Annotated in this window: 21 protein-coding genes; 17 read left to right on the top strand and 4 right to left on the bottom strand. The window is 65.0% G+C overall.

Translation table 11 applies throughout. The features are described from left to right. The first annotated feature begins 92 nt into the window (after positions 1-92). From flhF to motD, 5 genes are all read left to right on the top strand, one after another. Positions 93-1,583 carry a flagellar biosynthesis protein FlhF gene (flhF, locus tag ACSQ3S_RS26980; RefSeq protein WP_436144306.1) on the top strand — a complete coding sequence of 497 codons (1,491 nt, stop codon included), beginning with the start codon at positions 93-95 and terminating at the stop codon, positions 1,581-1,583. Further along, positions 1,576-2,373, top strand: a complete 798-nt coding sequence (locus ACSQ3S_RS26975) for a MinD/ParA family ATP-binding protein (RefSeq protein WP_176654169.1) — start codon at positions 1,576-1,578, stop codon at positions 2,371-2,373. Before flhF ends, ACSQ3S_RS26975 begins: the two co-directional genes overlap by 8 nt. Before the next feature lie 61 nt (positions 2,374-2,434). After that, on the top strand, positions 2,435-3,166 hold the full coding sequence (locus ACSQ3S_RS26970; protein WP_176654170.1) for an RNA polymerase sigma factor FliA: 732 nt from the start codon (positions 2,435-2,437) through the stop codon (positions 3,164-3,166). Continuing rightward, entirely contained in the window at positions 3,148-3,894 is a 747-nt protein-coding gene (locus ACSQ3S_RS26965) for a flagellar motor protein (RefSeq protein WP_176654171.1), read from the top strand. The genes ACSQ3S_RS26970 and ACSQ3S_RS26965 overlap by 19 nt, the downstream gene beginning before the upstream one ends. A gap of 1 nt (position 3,895) precedes the next feature. After that, a complete protein-coding gene (motD, locus tag ACSQ3S_RS26960) occupies positions 3,896-4,669 on the top strand; it encodes a flagellar motor protein MotD (RefSeq protein WP_176654172.1) in 774 nt (257 codons plus the stop codon). A 14-nt stretch (positions 4,670-4,683) separates the two neighbouring features. Here the strand turns inward: motD and ACSQ3S_RS26955 are convergent, their stop codons facing one another. The 3 genes from ACSQ3S_RS26955 to flgA all read right to left on the bottom strand — a co-directional run bounded on the left by ACSQ3S_RS26955 (position 4,684) and on the right by flgA (position 6,286). After that, a complete protein-coding gene (locus ACSQ3S_RS26955) occupies positions 4,684-5,160 on the bottom strand; it encodes a flagella synthesis protein FlgN (protein ID WP_176654173.1) in 477 nt (158 codons plus the stop codon). 7 nt (positions 5,161-5,167) lie between these two features. Next, positions 5,168-5,482: a flagellar biosynthesis anti-sigma factor FlgM gene (gene flgM, locus ACSQ3S_RS26950; RefSeq protein WP_176654174.1), complete on the bottom strand. Its 315-nt coding sequence runs from the start codon at positions 5,480-5,482 to the stop codon at positions 5,168-5,170. 108 nt (positions 5,483-5,590) lie between these two features. After that, the gene (gene flgA / locus ACSQ3S_RS26945; RefSeq protein WP_436144305.1) at positions 5,591-6,286 is read right to left on the bottom strand and encodes a flagellar basal body P-ring formation chaperone FlgA; all 696 of its coding nucleotides are present in this window, start codon (positions 6,284-6,286) and stop codon (positions 5,591-5,593) included. A gap of 158 nt (positions 6,287-6,444) precedes the next feature. Here flgA and flgB point away from each other — a divergent pair, with 158 nt between their 5' ends. The 11 genes from flgB (at position 6,445) to flgL (ending at position 17,301) form a co-directional block, all read left to right on the top strand. After that, positions 6,445-6,870, top strand: a complete 426-nt coding sequence (flgB, locus tag ACSQ3S_RS26940; RefSeq protein WP_353403222.1) for a flagellar basal body rod protein FlgB — start codon at positions 6,445-6,447, stop codon at positions 6,868-6,870. A gap of 2 nt (positions 6,871-6,872) precedes the next feature. Beyond that, entirely contained in the window at positions 6,873-7,283 is a 411-nt protein-coding gene (flgC, locus tag ACSQ3S_RS26935) for a flagellar basal body rod protein FlgC (protein ID WP_176654177.1), read from the top strand. Between the two features lie 13 nt (positions 7,284-7,296). Continuing rightward, a complete protein-coding gene (locus ACSQ3S_RS26930; protein WP_176654178.1) occupies positions 7,297-8,004 on the top strand; it encodes a flagellar hook assembly protein FlgD in 708 nt (235 codons plus the stop codon). A gap of 29 nt (positions 8,005-8,033) precedes the next feature. Further along, a complete protein-coding gene (locus ACSQ3S_RS26925; RefSeq protein WP_353403221.1) occupies positions 8,034-9,590 on the top strand; it encodes a flagellar hook protein FlgE in 1,557 nt (518 codons plus the stop codon). A gap of 25 nt (positions 9,591-9,615) precedes the next feature. Continuing rightward, positions 9,616-10,356, top strand: coding sequence for a flagellar basal-body rod protein FlgF (flgF, locus tag ACSQ3S_RS26920; protein WP_176654180.1), 741 nt, complete (start codon positions 9,616-9,618; stop codon positions 10,354-10,356). An 81-nt stretch (positions 10,357-10,437) separates the two neighbouring features. Then, the gene (gene flgG / locus ACSQ3S_RS26915) at positions 10,438-11,220 is read left to right on the top strand and encodes a flagellar basal-body rod protein FlgG (protein ID WP_176654181.1); all 783 of its coding nucleotides are present in this window, start codon (positions 10,438-10,440) and stop codon (positions 11,218-11,220) included. Positions 11,221-11,241: 21 nt separating this feature from the next. Then, entirely contained in the window at positions 11,242-11,907 is a 666-nt protein-coding gene (locus ACSQ3S_RS26910; RefSeq protein WP_353403219.1) for a flagellar basal body L-ring protein FlgH, read from the top strand. A 5-nt stretch (positions 11,908-11,912) separates the two neighbouring features. Next, positions 11,913-13,034 carry a flagellar basal body P-ring protein FlgI gene (locus ACSQ3S_RS26905; RefSeq protein WP_176654182.1) on the top strand — a complete coding sequence of 374 codons (1,122 nt, stop codon included), beginning with the start codon at positions 11,913-11,915 and terminating at the stop codon, positions 13,032-13,034. Positions 13,035-13,047: 13 nt separating this feature from the next. Then, positions 13,048-14,016: a flagellar assembly peptidoglycan hydrolase FlgJ gene (gene flgJ, locus ACSQ3S_RS26900; RefSeq protein ID WP_436144304.1), complete on the top strand. Its 969-nt coding sequence runs from the start codon at positions 13,048-13,050 to the stop codon at positions 14,014-14,016. Positions 14,017-14,074: 58 nt separating this feature from the next. After that, on the top strand, positions 14,075-16,033 hold the full coding sequence (gene flgK / locus ACSQ3S_RS26895; protein WP_436144303.1) for a flagellar hook-associated protein FlgK: 1,959 nt from the start codon (positions 14,075-14,077) through the stop codon (positions 16,031-16,033). Between the two features lie 5 nt (positions 16,034-16,038). Then, entirely contained in the window at positions 16,039-17,301 is a 1,263-nt protein-coding gene (gene flgL / locus ACSQ3S_RS26890) for a flagellar hook-associated protein FlgL (RefSeq protein ID WP_176654185.1), read from the top strand. Between the two features lie 13 nt (positions 17,302-17,314). Here flgL and ACSQ3S_RS26885 read toward each other — a convergent pair whose 3' ends face one another. Continuing rightward, entirely contained in the window at positions 17,315-17,953 is a 639-nt protein-coding gene (locus ACSQ3S_RS26885; RefSeq protein ID WP_436144302.1) for a TetR/AcrR family transcriptional regulator, read from the bottom strand. A 54-nt stretch (positions 17,954-18,007) separates the two neighbouring features. Between ACSQ3S_RS26885 and ACSQ3S_RS26880 the strand changes: the two genes are divergently transcribed. Then, positions 18,008-19,519 carry an FAD-dependent monooxygenase gene (locus ACSQ3S_RS26880; RefSeq protein WP_436144301.1) on the top strand — a complete coding sequence of 504 codons (1,512 nt, stop codon included), beginning with the start codon at positions 18,008-18,010 and terminating at the stop codon, positions 19,517-19,519. The last annotated feature ends 10 nt before the right edge of the window (positions 19,520-19,529 follow it).

The following is a 19,529-nucleotide window of genomic DNA, read 5'->3' as shown; positions in this document are numbered from 1 at the left end:
TTTCCAGAGTGCATCGTCAATAATGGCACTGTCGAGTAAAGGCGTCTCATCCGGAAGACGCGCTGCTCCATCCAGTTCCCTGAGAGACGGCCATGAACGTGAAAAAATTTACCGCACCGACGTCCCGCGAAGCGCTGCGCAAAGTCCGCGAATCGCTCGGCCCCGATGCCGTGATCCTGTCCAACCGCCAGGCCGACGGTGGTGTTGAAATTCTCGCCCTCGCCAACGACGATGCCGCCTCGCTGGCCATGCCGGCGCCCCATACGCCGATGGCCGATCCGGCGCCGTCGCTCGACCTGAATACCGCCGTGCCGCAAGGCCGCGCCGACCAGCGTATCGAGCCGCGCTTTGAGTCACGCATGGAACCGCGCATGGAATCGCGTACCGATTCCCGCTTCGAGCCGCGCATGGAAACCAACTACCCGACGCCGGCGCCAGCCGCCCAGCCATCCCTGCCAGCGCAACCGGTGCGCCGCGTGGTGGCTTCGGCTTCGTCGTTCGCCACCGCCACCAAGGCCGCCGCCGCTGCCGCGCCAGCGCCGGCCAAGGCATCGGTCGACGTCGACCAGATCGCCGCGATGGTGGCCGCCGCCGTCGCCAGCGCCAAGGAAAACGCCGCCGCCGAAATGCACGGCATGATGAGCGAAATCCGCGCCATGCGCGGCATGATGGAAACCCAATTGGCCGAAATCTCCTGGGGCGCGACGCAGGCGCGCGAACCGCAGAAAGCCGCCGTGCTGCGCGAAATGCTGGCCGCCGGCTTCTCCGCCAGCCTGGCGCGCTACCTGCTCGACAAGATGCCCGCCAACCGCGACGCCGCCGACAGCCTGCGCTGGATCAAGACCGTGTTGACCCGCAACCTGTCGACCATGGCCAACGAAGAAGCGCTGATCGACCAGGGCGGCGTGTTCGCGCTGGTCGGCCCGACCGGCGTCGGCAAGACCACCAGCACCGCCAAGCTGGCCGCGCGCTGCGTGATGCGCCACGGCCCGGACAAGCTGGCCCTGATCACCACCGACGCCTATCGTATCGGCGCCCACGAGCAGCTGCGCATCTACGGCAAGATCCTCGGCGTGATGGTGCACTCGGTGAAGGACGAGGCCGACCTGCGTATCGCGTTGAAGGAACTGAAAAACAAGCACACGGTGCTGATCGACACCGTCGGCGTCAGCCAGCGCGACCAGATGGTCACCGAGCAGGTGTCGATGCTGCAAGGCGCCGGCTCCGACGTCAAGCGCCTGCTGTGCCTGAACGCCACCGCCACCCAGGAAACCCTGAACGAAGTGGTGCGCGCGTATCAGGGCAGCGGCCTGGCCGGTTGCATCATGACCAAGCTCGATGAAGCGGCCGCCATCGGCAACGTGCTGGACGTGGTGATCCGCCAGAAACTGAACCTGTTCTACGTGTCGAACGGCCAGCGCGTGCCGGAAGACCTGCACCTGGCCGATCCGGCCTATCTGATCGACCGCGCTTTCAAGCTGAAGCGCGACGTCGTCAACAGCCAATACCTGGACGCCGAACTGCCGCTGTTGATGAGCAATGCGGGCAACGCCGGCGCGCTGCGCGAGGTGCACCTTGGCTAATTTCGATTTCGACCAGGCGGAGGGACTGCGCCGCATGCTGGCGGGGCCCAAGCCCCGCATCGTCACTTTTTTGTCGGCCACCCCGCAGGATGACAAGGGCGCCATGCTGGTCAACCTGGGCGCCTCGCTGGCCCGCGCCGGCAACGACGTGCTGCTGGTCGACGCCTGCGCCAGCGCCCACGGCGTGGCCTCGCGCCTCGGCGTCGACGGCGGCGCCAGCCTGCTCAACGTGGCGCGCCAGGAATGCGGACTGAATCAGGTGATACACCAGGTGCCGCAAGGCTTCGCTGTGGCGTCGATGACACGCGGCCAGCCGCGCTGCGGCCCTGACGAAACCCGCCGCCTTGCCAAGGCTTTCGACGTGCTGGCCAAGCAGACCGGCATCGTCATCGTCGACGGCGAATTCGACGGCGAGGCTTTCCCGGTGCCGGTCATGGCCAGTTCGGAAATCGTGGTCCAGGTATCGAATAGCGCTACCTCGATCAAGGCCGCGTACAGTATGATCAAGCGCCTGAACCAGGAGCTGGGACGCCGTCCATTCGGAATTCTGGTCACCGGGGCTTCCGAATCGGAGGCAAAGGTGGTATACGATAATATGGCACAGGCAGCCAGCCGATACCTCGCCGTGAACCTCGTTTCGATGGGATCGGTGCCGGCGGATGAATACCTGCAGCGCGCGGCACGCTTGGGGCGTGCGGTGGTCGATGCGTTTCCGCTGGCCGGGGCTTCGGTGGCGTTTCGTCAACTGGCGGGGCGCTTCGCGCTGGCTGGCTCGCCTTCATTCCAATAGAAGGCGTTTCCTTGAGGAGTAACAGCATTATTTTGGCGCTCAATTAACACAAAAACAGCCTATGTACACGGTCAAAGGGAAAGCGGACAAGGATTCTTTGCTGACGGAGCATATGCCGTTGGTCAAGCGCCTGGCCCATCACATGAAGGCGAAACTGCCGCCCAGCGTCGAAGTCGACGATCTGGTGCAAGCCGGAATGATCGGCCTGCTCGACGCCATCAGCCGTTACGAGGAAACCCATGGCGCCCAGTTTGAAACCTACGCCGTGCTGCGCATCCGCGGCGCCATGCTCGACGAACTGCGCAACAGCGACTGGCTGCCGCGCTCCATGCGTCAGAACATGCGCAAGATCGAGACCGCGATGAGCACCCTGCAGCAGCGCCTGGGCCATCCGCCGACCGAGTCGGAAGTGGCCAAGATGCTCAAGCTGTCGCTGGCCGACTACCAGGAAATGCTGTCCGACGGCGGCGGCCACCAGCTGGTGTACTACGAGGATTTCCACGACGACGACGGCAACGACAGCTTCCTCGACCGTTACTGCTCGGATGAAGACAGCGACCCATTGCGCTCGCTGCTGGACGGCGACTTCCGCCAGGCCGTGATCGACGCCATCGACGCGTTGCCGCCGCGCGAGAAGATCCTGATGGGGCTGTACTACGAGGAGGAGCTCAACTTGAAAGAAATCGGCGCCGTGATGGGCGTATCGGAATCGCGCGTGTCGCAGCTGCACACGCAAGCCGTGGCGCGCCTGCGCGCCTCACTCCGGGAGCGGTCTTGGACTGGGCCAGCGTAGCCGGGGTGCTGCTGGCGCTGGCCGGCATCGTCATCGGCCAGTCGCTTGAAGGCGGCAAGCTCTCTTCGCTGCTGCAGCCGGCCGCGTTTGCGATCGTGGTGGTCGGCACCTTCGGCGCCGTGCTGCTGCAGACCCGCTTCCGCACCTTTGTGCGCGGCCTGCAGATGCTGCGGCTGGTGTTCGCGCCGCCGGCCGACACCCGCGCCGTGCTGGCGCGCGACATCAACGCCTGGAACCTGGCCGCGCGCCGCGACGGCCTGCTGTCGCTGGAGCGCTACATGCTCGCCTCCAAGCACCAGTTCAACACCAAGGGCCTGCGCCTGATCGTCGACGGCATCAATCCCGACAAGCTGCGCCAGATCCTCGACACCGAAATCACCGCCTACGAAACCGAGGAAAGACAGGCGGTGCGCATCTGGGAATCGGCGGCCGGCTACTCGCCGACCATCGGCATCCTGGGCGCGGTGCTGGGCCTGATCCACGTGATGGAAAACCTCACCGATCCGAGCAAGCTCGGTTCCGGCATCGCGGTCGCCTTCGTCTCGACGATCTACGGCGTCGGGCTGGCCAACCTGCTGTTCTACCCGATCGCCAACAAGCTCAAGGCCATCGTCACGCAGGAAGTGCACCAGCAGGAAATCGCCGCCGCCGTGTTCTACGACATCGCCACCGGCGACCACACGCGCGTCATCGACGAACGCATCGCCACGCTGCTGCGGGAGCACTGACATGCAGTACCGGCGTGCGCGCAGGAAGTTCGACGACGAACCGGAGAACCATGAGCGATGGCTGATCTCCTACGCCGACTTCATCACGCTGCTGTTCGCGTTCTTCGTCGTCATGTACGCGATCTCCTCCGTCAATATCGGAAAATACAAGGTTTTCTCCGACGCCTTGGGCGATGCCTTCGGCGGCGCTGGCGCGGCACAGCCGATTAACACGCAGATCCAGAACCTGCCGATCCCCAATCCAGGCCTGAAGCGCCGCACCGAGATGCTGCGCAAGGAAAAAGAGCACATGACCAAGCTGGCGCAGGACTTGTTGTCCACGCTGGCGCCGCTGGTCAAGGAGGGCAAGGTGCGCGTGACGCAGAACAGCCGCGGCGTCAGCGTCGAGATCAACGCCTCGGTGCTGTTCGATCCGGGCGACGCGCGCCTGACCAATGAGTCGACCGAAGCGCTGCGCGCCGTCGCCGGCCTGCTGAAAAACGACGAGCACAATGTGCAGGTCGAGGGCCATACCGACAATCAGCCCATCCGCAACGCGCTGTTCCCGTCCAACTGGGAATTGTCGGCGGTGCGCGCCAGCAGCGTGGTGCGGCTGTTCATCGACGCCGGCGTGGCGCCGGAGCGCCTGACCGCGGTCGGCTTCAGTTCGAACGTGCCGGTGGCGTCCAACGACAACGCGATCGGCCGCGCGCGCAACCGCCGCGTGGCGGTGACGATACTGTCGGGACTGCCGGATACGGTAACGGAATTGCCGACGCAGGCGCCGGCGCAATAAGGAAAGTAAGAAGCTTAGCCGGCGAGGAAGCCGCGGCTGCGGGGCAGGGTGGTGGACATGCCGCCGGGGCCGTAGAAATTATTCGCCGCGCCGCCCTGCGGACGCAACGCCTGCAAGGCTCCCTGCGTATGGCCCATCTGCTTGTTGATCAACATGCCGTTGATGCGGTTCAGTTCCTTGGCTTCGCGGCTTTGCTCCAGCAGCGTTTTCCACAGCGGGGCCGCTTCGGCGGCATCGGCGCCGCTGGCGGCGATCCACGCATCCATGCCCGATTCCTGTGCCGGGTAGCCGGCCTTGCCCAGGGCGCGGTGGCGCTGGGCGGACAACAAGGTCATCTGCGTGACCAGGGCCGATTTCTTGGTCGTGACGGCCGTCAGGCTGTCGAGGTCCGCCGCCACCAGGTATTGCTGCTCCTGCTTCAGGACGCCCAGCAGGGTCGTCATGATCTGTTGTTCTTCGCGCAGGCTGTTCAGCGGGGTAGCGGTTGACATGATGGTCCTATCGTTTCCTTGAGTGCAGCAGATCCTTGACCGTATCGAGCAAGCCATCCGCCACTTTTTCCGAGTTGACCTGGAACTGGCCATCGGCAATCGCCAGCTTGATGCGTTCGACTTTTTTCGTGTCGAACACCGCGCCGTTGCCGCTGGCCGCACTGGCCGCCAATGCCTGCCCTTGGGGCGACAGGCGCACGCTGTCCGAGGTTGCCGCGGTCGACGGTGCCGCCGCCTTGTCCGCGCCGCGCGCGGTCGAGGTCGAAGCGGGCGTCGACGACGGCAAGCCGGTCGTGCTCTTTAATGTATCGTTAATTTTCACAGCCATATCCTTCTCGGGTAGGAGTACGAAACTCCGGGATCTGAGTATGTAACGGCGGCGTCCCGCAAAACTTTAGCGCCGCCCCTTGCTCCAGACCCCTGGCGCCCGTCAGAACGCCACCTCCACCAGCCCGCCCGCCTTGGCGATCCCGGTGATTTGTTGCCCACCGGAAGTTTTTACCTGTACCACCTGGCCGTCGCCCGCCGTGCTCATGGCGCGCGCCTCGGCCGACACGGAAAAGCCGTTGCCGCTGGACACCAGCCGCACCAGTTGTCCGGATTGCACCACCGGCTTGCTGCGCAGCGTGTCGAGCCGCAGCGGGGTGCCCGGCGGCAGCGAAATATTGGTGCTGCGGCCGATCACCTGCGCCATGTCGGTGGCTATACCTGCAGGCAACATTGTCAAATCACCCTTCAAGGTCACCAGCTGGTTGGCGGCGATGGCCTGGCCCTGGGCCAGCGGCGCGGCGCTGGCGATGTAGTCGCCCACCACTGTGACGTTGGCTTGAATATATACCGTCCAGGCCGCCGGTGTCGCACAGCGCACGCCGACGGTGGTCTTGCCCCAGGCGCGCGCGCCGGGCATGAAGAAAGCTTGCGGATCGGGGCAGGCGGCCAGGTTCATGCGCGGGTCGATGGCGCCCACGGTCACCGTCACCTGGCCGGGCAGGCCGCCGCTCTGCACCTGCAGGAACTGCTCGACGGTGCGCTTGAGCGCGGCCGCGTCCTGATAGGCGGGCTGGGCGTGCGCCGCCACGGTCAGCGTGAGCAGGGCGGCGGGAAGTAAGAGTCGGCTTGATTTCATGGCGTAGGTTTCCCCTTCAATGTTGCCATCATATTCTGGCGGCCTGAACTTGAAGCCTTGAATAGGACCGAAAAGCATGTGCTTATCGCCCGATGGTTACCAGGAAGACCTCCGTATCATCGATCCTGTCATAACAAGTTCGTCCATTGGGGGATGTCATGGTTGGGAAACTCGACGATTACATGCGTTTCAACGAAGCCGCGCTGAGCCTGCGCTCGCAGCGGCAGACCGTGCTTGCCTCGAACATCGCCAACGGCGACACGCCCAACTACAAGGCCCGCGACATCGACTTCACCAGCGCGCTGCAGGCCGCGCTGGACAAGGCCAGCCCGAGCGCCAACGCCACGCTGAAGACCACCGCCGGCAAGCATTTCCCCAACCCCCGGCAAGACGGCACCACGATGGCGGACGGCACGCCGCTGCTGTACCGCGGCGTGGTGCAGGGGGCCGTCGACGGCAACACGGTCGACATGGACGTCGAGCGCAACCAGTTCGCCGATAACGCCGTCCGCTACGAGGCCGGCATCACCGCAATCAACGCCCAGATCAAGACCATGATGGCGGCGATACAGGGAGGTAGCTGATCATGTCGCTGTTTAATATTTTTAATGTTTCCGGCTCGGCCATGAGCGCGCAGGCGCAGCGCCTGAACGTGGTGGCGTCCAACCTGGCCAATGCCGACAGCGCCACCAGCGCCAGCGGCGAGGCCTACCGCGCGCGCCAGGTGGTGTTCGAGGCCACCACGCCGACCGATGGCGGCGCCTCCACCGGCGTGCGGGTCAAGCAGGTGGTCGAGGACCAGTCGCCGATGAAGCAGATGTACGACCCCAAGCATCCGATGGCGGACGACAAGGGCTATGTGACCATGCCCAACGTCAACGTGGTCGACGAGATGGTCAACATGCTGTCGGCCTCGCGCTCCTATCAAACCAACGTCGAGACCATGAACGCGGCCAAGACGCTGTTGCTGAAAACACTGACCATCGGTCAGTCTTAATTAAGAGGTCATCATGAGTTTAATCGGAGGCGTGATCGATACGCCCAAAGCGGCGGCCACCAACAGCGTGCCCACCACCACCAGCAGCACCGCGACGGACGACGTCGGCGCGGACCAGGACAAGTTCATGAAGCTGCTGGTGACGCAGCTGAAGAACCAGGATCCGCTGAACCCGATGGACAACGCGGCCATGACCAGCCAGCTGGCCCAGCTGTCGACCGTGACCGGCATCAACAAGGTCAACGCCACCTTGGAATCGCTGCGCACCGACCAGGCCAGCGCGCAATCGCTGACCGCGACCAACCTGATCGGCAAGGGCGTGCTGATCGCCGGCAAGGGCATCGAACTGGCCAGCAGCACCGACGACGCCGGCAAGACCACCAGCAGCAGCGTGTTCGGCTTCGACCTGGCCTCGCCCGCCGAAAGCGTCGAGATCGCGATCCAGGACAAGGCCGGCACCACGGTGCGCACGATGACCATGAAGAATGCCGACGTCGGCACCTACCCGATCACCTGGGACGGCACCACCGACGGCAAGACCACCGCGCCGGCCGGCAGCTACACCTTCACCGTCAAGGCCGTCAGCGCCGGCAAGACGCTGACCGACTCGACGCCGCTGCAGCTCGCTGCCGTGGCCAGCGTGTCGACCGGCAGCGGCGGCGTCAAACTGAATACCTCGCTCGGGCAGTACACGATGTCCGAAGTCAAAGAAGTTTTGTAAAGCAGTCACACCTAGCATAGGGGAATACCATGTTCCAACAAGGACTTAGCGGCCTGAACGCAGCATCCAAATCGCTGGACGTCATCGGCAACAACATCGCCAACGCCAGCACCGTTGGTTTCAAGAGTTCGCAGGCGCAGTTCGCCGACCTGTACGCCAATTCGCTGAACGGCGTATCCGGCAACAACCCGGGTATCGGTGTGACGACGGCCAAGCTGGCCCAGCAGTTCACGCAGGGCAATATCGAAACCAGCAGCAACCCGCTGGACGTGTCGATCAACGGCGGCGGCTTCTTCCGCGAAGTGGTCAACGGCGCGGTGCAGTATTCGCGCAACGGCCAGTTCCATGAAGATAACACCCACACCCTGGTCAACGCCCAGGGCGCCCAGCTGACCGGCTACCTGTCGAACGCGGCCGGCGTGATCCAGCTGGGCGCGCCGGTGCCGCTGACCCTGGACAAGTCCGACCTGACGCCGGTGCAAACCACCGAAGCGAACTTCCAGCTGAATCTGAGCTCGGCCGAGAAAGTGCCGGCCACCATCCCGTTCGATGCCAGCGATCCGACCAGCTACAACAAGCAGACCGTGCTGAACGTGTATGACAGCCTGGGCACGTCGCACATCATGACGACCTACTACGTCAAGACCGACGCCAACACCTGGGACGTCTACGCCGCCGCCGACAACAAGGAAATCGTCTCGGCCGGCGTGGCCGCCGCGATCAACACCGACCAGCCCACGCTCGACGCCCGCGCGCTGTACAACGACGCCGTGCGCGCCACGCCGCCGGATCCGGCCGCCATCGCCGCCGCCGCCGGCGCCTATGCGATCGCCGCCGCAGCCGCGATGACCACCGCCGCCAGCACGCCGCCGGCCGCCGCCTCCCAGGCGCAGCTCGATGCGCTGGCCGCCGCGGCCACCGCGCTCGACCCGACCGGCAGCGGTTCGATCACCGGCATGACGCCGGACGCCATCAACGCCAAGCTGGCCGCCGCCATCACCGTGCCCGCCGTGAAAGCCGGCACGCTGCTGTTCAACAAGAATGGTTCGCTCGATCCGGAAGCGATGGCGCTGGCGACCGTGCCGCAAACGCTGCCGTTCCAGATCCAGCTGCCGATCTTCCCCGACACCGGCGCCCAGCAGCCGATGACGGTCAGCACCACCTTCGACAAGACCACCCAGTACGGCAGCGTCACCAACGACCTGGGCTCGACCCAGAACGGTTACTCGGCCGGTTCCTGGCAGCGCTACGCGATCGACGAGAACGGCGTGATCCTGGGCCAGTACAGCAACGGCAAGTCGCGCCCGATGGGCCAGATCGCGATGGCCAACTTCTCCAGCGTCGACGGCCTGACCCCGCTGGGCAACAACGCCTGGGCGGAAAGCTCGTCCTCGGGTCCTCCAAGCGTGGGCGTGCCGAACGCCGGCTCAATGGGTTCGCTGCGCGCCAGCTCGGTGGAAACCTCGAACGTCGACCTGACGGCCGAACTGGTCAACATGATCACCGCGCAGCGCGTCTACCAGGCCAATGCGCAGACCATCAAGACCGAGGATTCGATCCTGCAGACGCTGGTGAATCTGCGGTAATGCACAGCGTTAATCGGAGATAGCCATGGACCGCCTGGTTTATACCGCGATGACAGGGGCGCGGCACGTGATGGAGCAGCAAGCCACCGTTGCCAACAACCTGTCCAACGCCACCACCACCGGCTTCCGCGCACAGCTCGACAGTTTTCGGGCGGTGCCGGTGGTGTCGGAGGGCTTGCCGACGCGCGCCTTCGTGGTCGACTCGACGGTCGGCGCCGATATGCGTGCCGGCCCGATCCAGACCACCGGCCGCCCGCTCGACATCGCGGTGCGTGACCAGGGCTGGCTGGCGGTGCAGTCGGCCGACGGTTCGGAAGCCTATACCCGCAACGGCAGCCTGAAGATCAGCGAGAACGGCCTGCTGCAGACCTCGGGCGGCCAGACCCTGGTCGGCGACGGCGGCCCGATCGCCATCCCGCCCGACGTGACGGTGATGGTGGCCGGCGACGGCACCGTCAGCACCATTTCCACCGATTTCAAGCCCGGCCCGGCCAACGTGCTGGGGCGCATCAAGCTGGTCAATCCCGACCCCAAGGGCCTGGTGCGCGGCGACGACGGCCTGTTCCGCCAGACCAGCGGCCTGCCGGCCGACAACGACCCGGCGGTGCGCGTGGTCGACGGCGCGCTCGAGGGCAGCAACGTCAATCCGGTCGATTCCATGGTCAACATGATCAGCCTGGCAAGACAGTTCGAAATGCAAATGAGTTTGCTGAAGAACGCCGAGAATAACGCCGCAAAAGCCACCCAGATCCTCGCTTTGAGTTGATGACCTCTCCCGCATAATGGTTGCGTGGGATGAGTAGCTGTCGCTTTTGACGGCTCCCGTCCAAGCAACGGGAGAAGCATCATGATACGTTCACTGTGGATCGCCAAGACCGGCATGGAAGCGCAGCAGACCGCGCTGGACGTGACGTCCAACAACCTGGCCAACGTCAGCACCAACGGCTTCAAGAAGTCGCGCGCCGTGTTCGAGGACTTGCTGTACCAGAACATCCGCCAGCCGGGCGGCCAGTCGTCGCAGCAGACCAATCTGCCGTCGGGCATGCAGCTGGGTACCGGCGTGCGGCCGGTGGCGATCGAGCGCGTGCACACCCAAGGCAATCCCCAGTCGACCGGCAACGATAAAGACCTGATGGTCAACGGCAACGGCTTCTTCAACGTGCTGCTGCCGGACGGCACCACCGCCTACACCCGCGACGGCTCCTTCCAGCGCGACAATAACGGCCAGATGGTCACCTCCAGCGGCTTCGTGCTGCAGCCTGCCATCACCATCCCGATCACCGCGCAATCGATCACCGTCGGCCGCGACGGCACGGTGTCGGTCACCTTGCCGGGCCAGGTGGCGCCGCAGCAGATCGGCAGCATCCAGCTGTCGACCTTCATCAACCCGACCGGGTTGGAATCGAAGGGCGAGAACCTGTACGTGGAAACCGGCGCCTCCGGCAATCCGCAAGCCAATACGCCGGGCACCAACGGCACCGGCGTGATCCTGCAAGGCTATGTGGAAACGTCGAACGTCAACGTGGTCGAGGAAATGGTCAACATGATCCAGACCCAGCGCGCCTACGAAATCAACTCGAAGGCCATCACGACCTCCGACCAGATGCTGCAGAAGCTCTCGCAGCTGTAACGCACTGCAAGGACCATGATCATGAAATATGTCTTCACTTCCATCACCTCCGTCACCTGCTTGCTGCTGCTGAGCGGCTGCATGACCACGCCGACCTCCATCGTGCAAATGCCGATGTCGGCCCGCCCGCTCAACACCGAGCAGCTGGCCGCCGCGCCGAGCAACGGCGCGATCTACCAGAACGCCGCGTTCCGCCCGATCTTCGAAGACCGCCGCGCGCGCCACGTGGGCGACGTGCTGACCCTGGTCATCACCGAGAAAACCTCGGCCGTCAAGGCCGGCGCCAGCTCGGGCAACAAGTCCGGCAGCGTCAGCGCGACCATGCCCAAGCCGCTGCAATCGACCTTCGGCAATCCGCTGTCGGTGACCAACGACAGCAAGTACGCCGACGGCGACAACCAGTCCGCCAGCAACACCTTCACCGGCACCATGGGCGTGACCGTGGTCGAGGTGCTGTCCAACGGCAACCTGATCGTCGCCGGCGAAAAACAGGTGGCGATGAACAAGGGCGTGGAATTCATCCGCTTCTCCGGCATGGTCAACCCGGACAACATCGCCACCGGCAACACCGTGCAATCGACCGCCGTGGCCGACGCCCGCGTCGAGTACCGCACCAACAGCCAGATCGACCGCGCCGAGATGGCCTCGATGGCCTCGCGCTTCTTCCAAAGCCTGCTGCCTTTCTGACCATCATGAAAACTTCCCAACTCAAAGCCGCGCTGCTGGTGTGCCTGTCCCTGCTGGCGCCGTTCAGCCGCGCCGAGCACCTGCGCGACCTGGCCAGCATCGCCGGCGTGCGGCAGAATCAGCTGATCGGCTACGGCCTGGTCGTCGGCCTCGACGGCAGCGGCGACCAGACCACGCAGACCCCGTTCACCGTGCAAAGCGTGGTCTCCATGCTGCAGCAGCTGGGCGTGAACCTGCCGCAGGGCACGCAGCTGCAATTGAAGAACGTCGCCGCCGTGATGGTGACGGCGTCGCTGCCGCCGTTCGCGCAGCCGGGCCAGACGCTCGACATCACCGTGTCGTCGATGGGCAACGCCAAGAGCCTGCGCGGCGGCACCTTGCTGATGACGCCGCTGAAAGGCGCCGACGGCCAGGTCTACGGCATGGCCCAGGGTAACGTGCTGGTCGGCGGCGTCGGCGTGCAGGCCGGAGGCGCCGGTGGCGGCGGCAGTTCGCTGACCGTCAACCACCTCAGCGTCGGCAAGATTTCCGGCGGCGCCACGGTCGAGCGCGCGGTCGCGTCCAGCTTGGGCGAGGGCAACTTCATCAAGCTGGAATTGAACACCGCCGACTTCGCCACCGCCAGCCGCGTGGTCGAAGCGATCAACGACAAGTACGGCCCCGGCATCGCCTACGCGCTGGACAGCCGCGTGATCCGCGTGCAGTCGCCCAGCGGCAGCGACCAGCGCGTGACCTTCATCGGCACCCTGCAGGACATGCAGGTCAATCCGGCGGAGCAGCCGGCCAAGGTCATCATGAACGCGCGCACCGGTTCGGTGGTGATGAACCGCGCCGTCACGCTGGACACTTGCGCGATCTCGCACGGCAACCTGTCGATTTCGGTCACCGCCGACACCCAGGTCAGCCAGCCGAACCCGTTGTCGGGCGGCCGCACCGTGGTCACGCAGAACCCGCAGGTCGGCATCAAGGCCGACAGCGGCAAGGTCATGCTGGTCAAGGGCGGCGCCTCGCTGGCCGACGTGGTCAAGGCGCTCAACGCCATCGGCGCCACGCCGCAGGACCTGCTGGCCATCCTGCAGGCGATGAAGGCCGCCGGTTCGCTGCGCGCCGAGCTGGAAATCATTTAAGCCGGGGGCCGTCATGACGAACTCAACCAACACCTCCAACGACCTCAGCAGCAAGTTCGCGCTCGACGTCAAGGACATGGGCAGCCTGCGCCAGTCGGCCAAGGCCGGCAGCCCCGAGGCGCTGAAGACGGCCGCGACGCAATTCGAAGCCATGTTCGTCAACATGATGATGAAGAGCATGCGCGACGCCACGCCGCAGGACGGCATGATGGACAGCCAGCAGACCAAGATGTTCACCACCATGCTGGACCAGCAGACCAGCCAGAACATCGCCAAGAAGGGCATCGGCCTGTCCGACATGCTGATACGCCAGCTGTCGAAGACCGCCGACAAGCAGGCGCTGGCGATCGGCGGCGAGGCCGGCGACAGCGCCAGCGGCGTCAACGGCGGTAGCTTTGCCGGCGCCGCCAGCCTGATGGACGCCAAGCTGCAGCGCGCCATCGCGGCCGCCGGCGGTCCCGGCGCCGTGGGATCGGTCGACGACAACAGCGCCGTGCCAGCCACCATCAAAAGCACGCAGCCCTCGCACGTGCGCAACTTCCAGGAAAAGCTGGGCGCGCATGCGGAGGAAGCCAGCCGCACGACCGGCATCCCGGCCAAGTTCATGCTGGGCCAGGCGGCGCTGGAGTCCGGCTGGGGCAAGCGCGAGATCAAGGGCCGCGACGGCACCAACAGCCACAACCTGTTCGGCATCAAGGCAGGCGGCGACTGGAAGGGCAAGGTGGTCGAGGCCACCACCACCGAATACGTCAACGGCAAGGCGCAGACCAGGGTCGAGCGCTTCCGCGCCTACGACAGCTACAGCGACAGCTTCAAGGACTATGGCAAGCTGCTGGCCAGCAATCCGCGCTACGAAAAAGTCCTGGCCAGCGCGGGCGACGCCAGCAGCTTCGCCCAGGGGCTGCAAAAAGCCGGCTATGCCACCGATCCCCATTACGCCAGCAAGCTGACCAGCATCATCAAGCGCTCGCTGGCCGGTTAGACCAGCAATTAAGGTTTGCGCGATGTGCCGTAACCCATCACAGATAGAGTAAAAAATCATGTCCAGTCTCCTCAGCATCGGTAAGAGCGGTTTGTTGGCAGCCCAGGTAGGTCTGTCGACCACCGGCAACAACATCACCAACGCCGGCGTGGCTGGCTACAGCCGCCAGGTCGCGATCCAGTCCGACACGGCCACGCAGGACCAGGGCTTCGGCTTCGTCGGCAGCGGCACCGAGGTGACGGCCGTGCGCCGCTACTACGACAACTTCCTCGCGGTCCAGCTGCGCAACGCCGAATCGAACCAGGCTTCGCTGGACGCCTACACCAAGCAGGTCAGCCAGATCGACAACCTGCTGGCCGACCCGACCGCCGGCCTGTCGCCGGCGCTGCAGGACTTCTTCAACGGCGTGCAGGATGCCACCTCGAACCCGGCCTCGGCGGCATCGCGCCAGGCCATGCTGTCGACCGCCGATTCGCTGGCCTCGCGCTTCCAGGGCTTGAGCGCGCGCCTGTCGGAAATCGCGTCCGGCGTCAACGGCCAGATCACCTCCAGCGTCGGCGAAATCAATTCCTACGCCAAGGAGATCGCGGCGCTGAACCAGACCATCGCCGGCCTGACCACGGACGGCAAGGCGCCCAACGACTTGCTGGACCACCGCGACCAGATGCTGACCGAGCTGAACAAGCTGGTCAAGACCACCGTCATCCCGGGCGACAACAACACGCTGACCGTCGAGATCGGCACCGGCCAGCCGCTGGTGGTGGGCAACACCGCGTTCCAGCTGGGCACCTCCACCTCGCCGACCGACGCCAGCCGCGTCACCGTCGGCTACCAGACGGCAAGCGGCGCCTTCAGCCCGCTGCCGGACAGCGTGCTCAGCGGCGGCCAACTGGGCGGCCTGCTGCAATTCCGCGACGGCACCATGGACCGCGCGCAGAATTCGCTGGGCCAGGTGGCGGCCGCGCTGGCCGTCAGCTTCAATGCACAGCACGTGCTGGGCCAGGACCAGAATGGCGCCCCCGGCACGCCGTTCTTCGGCCCGATCAACGCCTACATCGGCGTCAACCAGAACAACTCGCCGCTCAGCACGGCCACCGTCAGCGCCGTCGTCACCGACGCCAGCAAGCTGACCGCCAGCGATTACAGCGTCGATTTCGACGGCACCAATTTCAACGTCACCCGCCTCAGCGACGGCCAGATCACGCAGATCAATCCCTTCCCGCAGACGGTGCCGCAAACCATCGACGGCGTCGACTACACGATCAGCGGTTCGCCGGTGACCAAGGATAACTTCCTGGTGCGGCCGACCTACAACGCCGCCAACGACTTCAGCGTGGCGATCCAGGACCGCACCAAGATCGCGCTGGCCGCGCCGATCGCCACCAGCGCGCCGACCACCAACGCCGGCAACGGCAAGATCACGGCCGGCACCGTCGACGCCAACTACCTGACGCCGGGCAACGCGCTGGCCGCGCCGGTCACGCTGACCTTCGACAAGGCCACCGGCACGCTGTCGGGCTTCCCGCCCGCGCAGGACGTGACGGTGACCGTCAACGGCGTGGCCACCGTGTATCCGGCCGGCACGCCAACGATCCCTTACACCGACGGCGCGGCGATCAGCTTCGGCGGCATCAACTTCAACATCAGCGGCACCCCGGCCGACCTCGACACGTTCAGCGTCGGCCCCAACACCAGCGGCGTCGGCGACAGCCGCAACGGCGCCTTGCTGGCCGGCCTGCAGACCAAGAACATCCTCGACAACGGCAACGCCACCTACCAGACCAGCTACGCGCAGATGGTCAACTTCGTCGGCAACAAGGCGCGCGAGGCGCAGATCAGCGGCAGCGCCGCCGACGCCGCCGTGAGCCAGGCCACCGCGCAGCGGGAGAGCGTGTCCGGTGTGAATCTCGATGAGGAAGCGGCAAATCTGTTACGCTACCAGCAGGCGTACCAGGCTTGCGGCAAAGTGATGCAGGTCGCCAGCCAGCTGTTCGATACACTGATCAACATTAGGTAAATATCATGATCATGCGCATCAGTTCCAAGACGATCTTCGATACCGGCGTCGGGCAGATCAGCTCGCTGCAGTCGGCGCTCGCCCGTACCCAGGCGCAGCTCTCCACCGGCCGCAAGAACCTGACCGCCGCCGACGACCCGATCGCCACCGCGCGCGCGCTGGAAGTGACCCAATCGCAATCGATCAACACCCAGCTGGTGACCAACCGCTCCAACGCCAAGGGCACCTTGTCGCTGGAGACGGTGGCGCTGGCCAGCTCGACCTCGATCTTGCAGGACATCAAGACGCTGACCGTCAACGCCGGCGACGGCAGCATGACGCAGAAGGACCGCGAGTCGCTGGCGGTGGAGCTGGAAGGCCGGCTGGCCGACCTGCTGGGCCAGGCCAACACCTCGGACGGCGTGGGCGGCTATGTGTTCTCCGGCTACAAATCGACCACCTTGCCGTTCACCCAGACCGCCACCGGCGCCGCCTACCAGGGCGACCAGGGCCAGCGCGAACTGCAGGTGGGCTCGACCCGCAAGCTGCCGATCAGCGATTCCGGCTCGTCGGTGTTTGAAAACAACGCGACCGGCAACGGCACCTTCCTGACCGGCGCCGATCCCGGCAATTTCACCCGCGGCGGCAGCGGCATCATCAGCCCCGGCTCGGTCAAGGACGCCACCCAGCTGACCGGGCACCAGTACCAGATCGATTTCCAGGTGGTGCCGGCGACGCCGGGCGTGCCCAAGGTCACCACCTACACGGTCACCGACGTCACCTTGAACCAGCCGGTGCCGGCGGCACCGGTGCCGGCCGTGCCGCAGCCCTATGTCAGCGGCCAGAACATCACGTTCGATGGCTTGCAGTTCGACATCAAGGGCGACCCGGCCGACCTCGACCAGTTCACCGTGCAGCCCAGCACCAAGCAATCGATTTTCACCACCGTGTCGGACCTGATCGCGGCTCTGCGCGCGCCGGGCGACGGCGCGGCGGGGCAGGCCAGCCTGAACAACAAGCTGAACCAGGCGCAGATGAATGTCGACAACGCCACCGATAACTTGCTGTCGGTACAGTCGGCGGTGGGCTCGCGGCTGAAGGAGCTCGATTACCTGGACAGCTCGGGCGACGATTTGAACCTGCAGTACGCCACCACCTTGTCGGACTTGCAGGATGTCGACACGGTCAAGGCGATCTCGCTGTTCACCCAACAGCAGACCACGCTGGACGCGGCGCAGAAATCGTTCAAGAGCCTGGCCGGATTGTCGCTGTTCAATTACATCACCTGACGAAGAGCACCGCTCAGGCGTAAGGCGTGCCGGCCACGGCGGCCTTGACGCCCAGGGTTCCCTTGTCGACGATGGACAGGAAGGCCGCCTGCGCCTCCTCCGTATTCCGGTTCTGTCGATAGATCCGGTGCGCCTGGATCAGGGCGACAGTCCACGTCGCCAGCAGCAGGCCGGCCGCCAGATGGGCGTCGGCGTCGTCCGGTTCCCGCCCCGCGCATTCCCATAGCGCCTCCGCCACCAGTTGCCACAGTTCGTTGCGTATCGCCCTGGCCCTGGCCTTCAGGGTTTCGCTGCCTTCGATGGTCTCGACGAAGCCCTGGCTGTCGGCATTAAAACTGACGTAAGGACTCTGTTCGGCCACCAGCCGGTGCGCCAGCAGGCGCAAGATCTCGACCGGCGCGACCTGCGGATCGCGCTGCCGCAGCGCGTCGCGCAGCATCGCGCGGCCTTCCTCGTCGCGGTCGAAGAACATGTCTTCCTTGCGCGGGAAATGGTTGAACACCGTCATCCGCCCGACGTCCGCAGCTGCGGCGATCTCATCCACCGTGACGTGGTCGAAGCCCCGCTCAAGGAAAAGCCGCGTGGCGGCATTGGAAATGCTTTGCCGCGTGGCGAGACGCTTGCGGGATCTCAGGTCGGTTGGTATTGACATGCCGCGAATGATAGCATACCTTGTATGTACTTAGTATATATTGGGATTGGGTATATGTTTTATGATGTGATGATTAGCGGGGCTGGCCCCGTGGGGCTTTTCCTTGCCTGTGAACTGGCTTTGGCCAAATGTACCGTGCTGGTGCTGGAAAAGGCGGAGCACCCGCACTCGCCCTTGAAGCAGCTTCCTTTCGGCATACGAGGACTGTCGGCGCCCACCGTCGAGGCGTTCTACCGCCGGGGCGTGCTGAAGGAACTGATGGTGCCGCAGCGCCTCAAGGATCCGTTCGGCAATACGGCCAAGGCGCAATCGCGCCGCCAGGCGGGGCACTTCGCCGGGATTCCATTTTATTTCGACGATATCGATACCTCGCAGTGGGCGCACCGCCTTCCAAGCTCGACCGACACCATGCTGTTGTCCGAGATGGAGGAGCTTGAAACGGTGCTGGCCCGCCGCGCGCAAGCGCTGGGCGTCGTCATCAAGCGCGGGGTTGCCGCCACCGGCTTGCATCAGACAGGGGATGGCGTGCGCGTTGAGTCCGACGGCCAATCTTTCCAAGGTAAATGGCTGGTCGGCTGCGACGGCAGCCGCAGTGTCGTCCGCAAAATGGGCGGTTTTGAATTCGCCGGTACCGAGCCGGAATTTACCGGCTATTCCGCCCAGGTGGAGATTGCAGATCCGGAGAAGCTCAGCCCAGGCCGGAACCTGACGGCGACCGGCATGTACTTCCAATCGCAGCCGGGCTTCCTGGTGATGCAGGAGTTCGATGGCGGAGCGTCCCATGGCGCGGGGCCCGTTACGCTTGCACAGGTCCAGCAAGTGCTGCGCCGCGTCTCGGGCACCGACGTCACCGTCAGCGCTTTGCATGTGGCGGCCACCTGGACCGACCGGGCGCGGCAGGCCACAAGCTACCGCAACGGACGGGTGCTGCTGGCCGGCGACGCCGCGCACATCCACGCGCCACTGGGAGGGCAGGGGCTCAACCTCGGGATCGGCGACGCCATGAACCTGGGCTGGAAGCTCGCCGCCGCCATTCATGGCCATGCGCCGGCAGGCTTGCTGGACAGTTATCACACCGAACGGCACCCGGTTGGCGCGCAGGTGCTGGATTGGTCGCGCGCGCAGGTTGCCGCCATGAGGCCGGATCCCCATGCGCGCGCATTGAGCGCCATCCTGCGCGACCTGATGGAAACGCGTGACGGCGCCACGTATTTTGCCGGGAGAGTCAGGGGTGTTTTCATGCAGTACGATCTTGGCGGCGGTCACCCATTGGTCGGCTGCAGCGTGCCCAACTTCGAGTTGGAAGACGGCACGACGATCGGCGAGCTCATGCATGACGGCCGGGGGATGTTGCTGGATTTCGTATCAAATGCCGCGCTGAAAACGCTGGCGGCTGAATACGGCGACCGGATGAAATATGTTGCGGGGCGCGCTAAAGACCAATGCGGCTTGAGCGCCGCGCTGATACGCCCTGACGGGTTTGTCGTATGGGCTTCCGGCCAGCAGCCACACCTGGCGGACGCCGGACGAACCGCCGCACGCTGGTTTTCCGCAAATCCGCGATGACCTTGATCGG

Origin of the sequence: Duganella sp. LjRoot269 (assembly GCF_964254095.1) — a bacterium.
GTDB lineage: Bacteria > Pseudomonadota > Gammaproteobacteria > Burkholderiales > Burkholderiaceae_D > Rugamonas > Rugamonas hordei.
The sequence above is the reverse complement of the archived record's forward strand: the minus strand, read 5'-3'. Positions and strand labels throughout refer to the sequence as shown.

Coding starts and splice junctions, on each gene's coding strand:
- flgF (WP_176654180.1), top strand. CDS start 9,616: ATGGACCGCCTGGTTTATACCGCGATGACAGGGGCGCGGCACGTGATG.
- flgK (WP_436144303.1), top strand. CDS start 14,075: ATGTCCAGTCTCCTCAGCATCGGTAAGAGCGGTTTGTTGGCAGCCCAG.
- flgL (WP_176654185.1), top strand. CDS start 16,039: ATGATCATGCGCATCAGTTCCAAGACGATCTTCGATACCGGCGTCGGG.
- ACSQ3S_RS26970 (WP_176654170.1), top strand. CDS start 2,435: ATGTACACGGTCAAAGGGAAAGCGGACAAGGATTCTTTGCTGACGGAG.
- flgA (WP_436144305.1), bottom strand. CDS start 6,286: ATGAAATCAAGCCGACTCTTACTTCCCGCCGCCCTGCTCACGCTGACC.
- ACSQ3S_RS26925 (WP_353403221.1), top strand. CDS start 8,034: ATGTTCCAACAAGGACTTAGCGGCCTGAACGCAGCATCCAAATCGCTG.
- ACSQ3S_RS26955 (WP_176654173.1), bottom strand. CDS start 5,160: ATGTCAACCGCTACCCCGCTGAACAGCCTGCGCGAAGAACAACAGATC.
- ACSQ3S_RS26910 (WP_353403219.1), top strand. CDS start 11,242: ATGAAATATGTCTTCACTTCCATCACCTCCGTCACCTGCTTGCTGCTG.
- ACSQ3S_RS26905 (WP_176654182.1), top strand. CDS start 11,913: ATGAAAACTTCCCAACTCAAAGCCGCGCTGCTGGTGTGCCTGTCCCTG.
- ACSQ3S_RS26930 (WP_176654178.1), top strand. CDS start 7,297: ATGAGTTTAATCGGAGGCGTGATCGATACGCCCAAAGCGGCGGCCACC.
- ACSQ3S_RS26880 (WP_436144301.1), top strand. CDS start 18,008: ATGTTTTATGATGTGATGATTAGCGGGGCTGGCCCCGTGGGGCTTTTC.
- flhF (WP_436144306.1), top strand. CDS start 93: ATGAACGTGAAAAAATTTACCGCACCGACGTCCCGCGAAGCGCTGCGC.
- ACSQ3S_RS26885 (WP_436144302.1), bottom strand. CDS start 17,953: ATGTCAATACCAACCGACCTGAGATCCCGCAAGCGTCTCGCCACGCGG.
- motD (WP_176654172.1), top strand. CDS start 3,896: ATGCAGTACCGGCGTGCGCGCAGGAAGTTCGACGACGAACCGGAGAAC.
- flgB (WP_353403222.1), top strand. CDS start 6,445: ATGGTTGGGAAACTCGACGATTACATGCGTTTCAACGAAGCCGCGCTG.
- flgG (WP_176654181.1), top strand. CDS start 10,438: ATGATACGTTCACTGTGGATCGCCAAGACCGGCATGGAAGCGCAGCAG.
- flgJ (WP_436144304.1), top strand. CDS start 13,048: ATGACGAACTCAACCAACACCTCCAACGACCTCAGCAGCAAGTTCGCG.
- flgC (WP_176654177.1), top strand. CDS start 6,873: ATGTCGCTGTTTAATATTTTTAATGTTTCCGGCTCGGCCATGAGCGCG.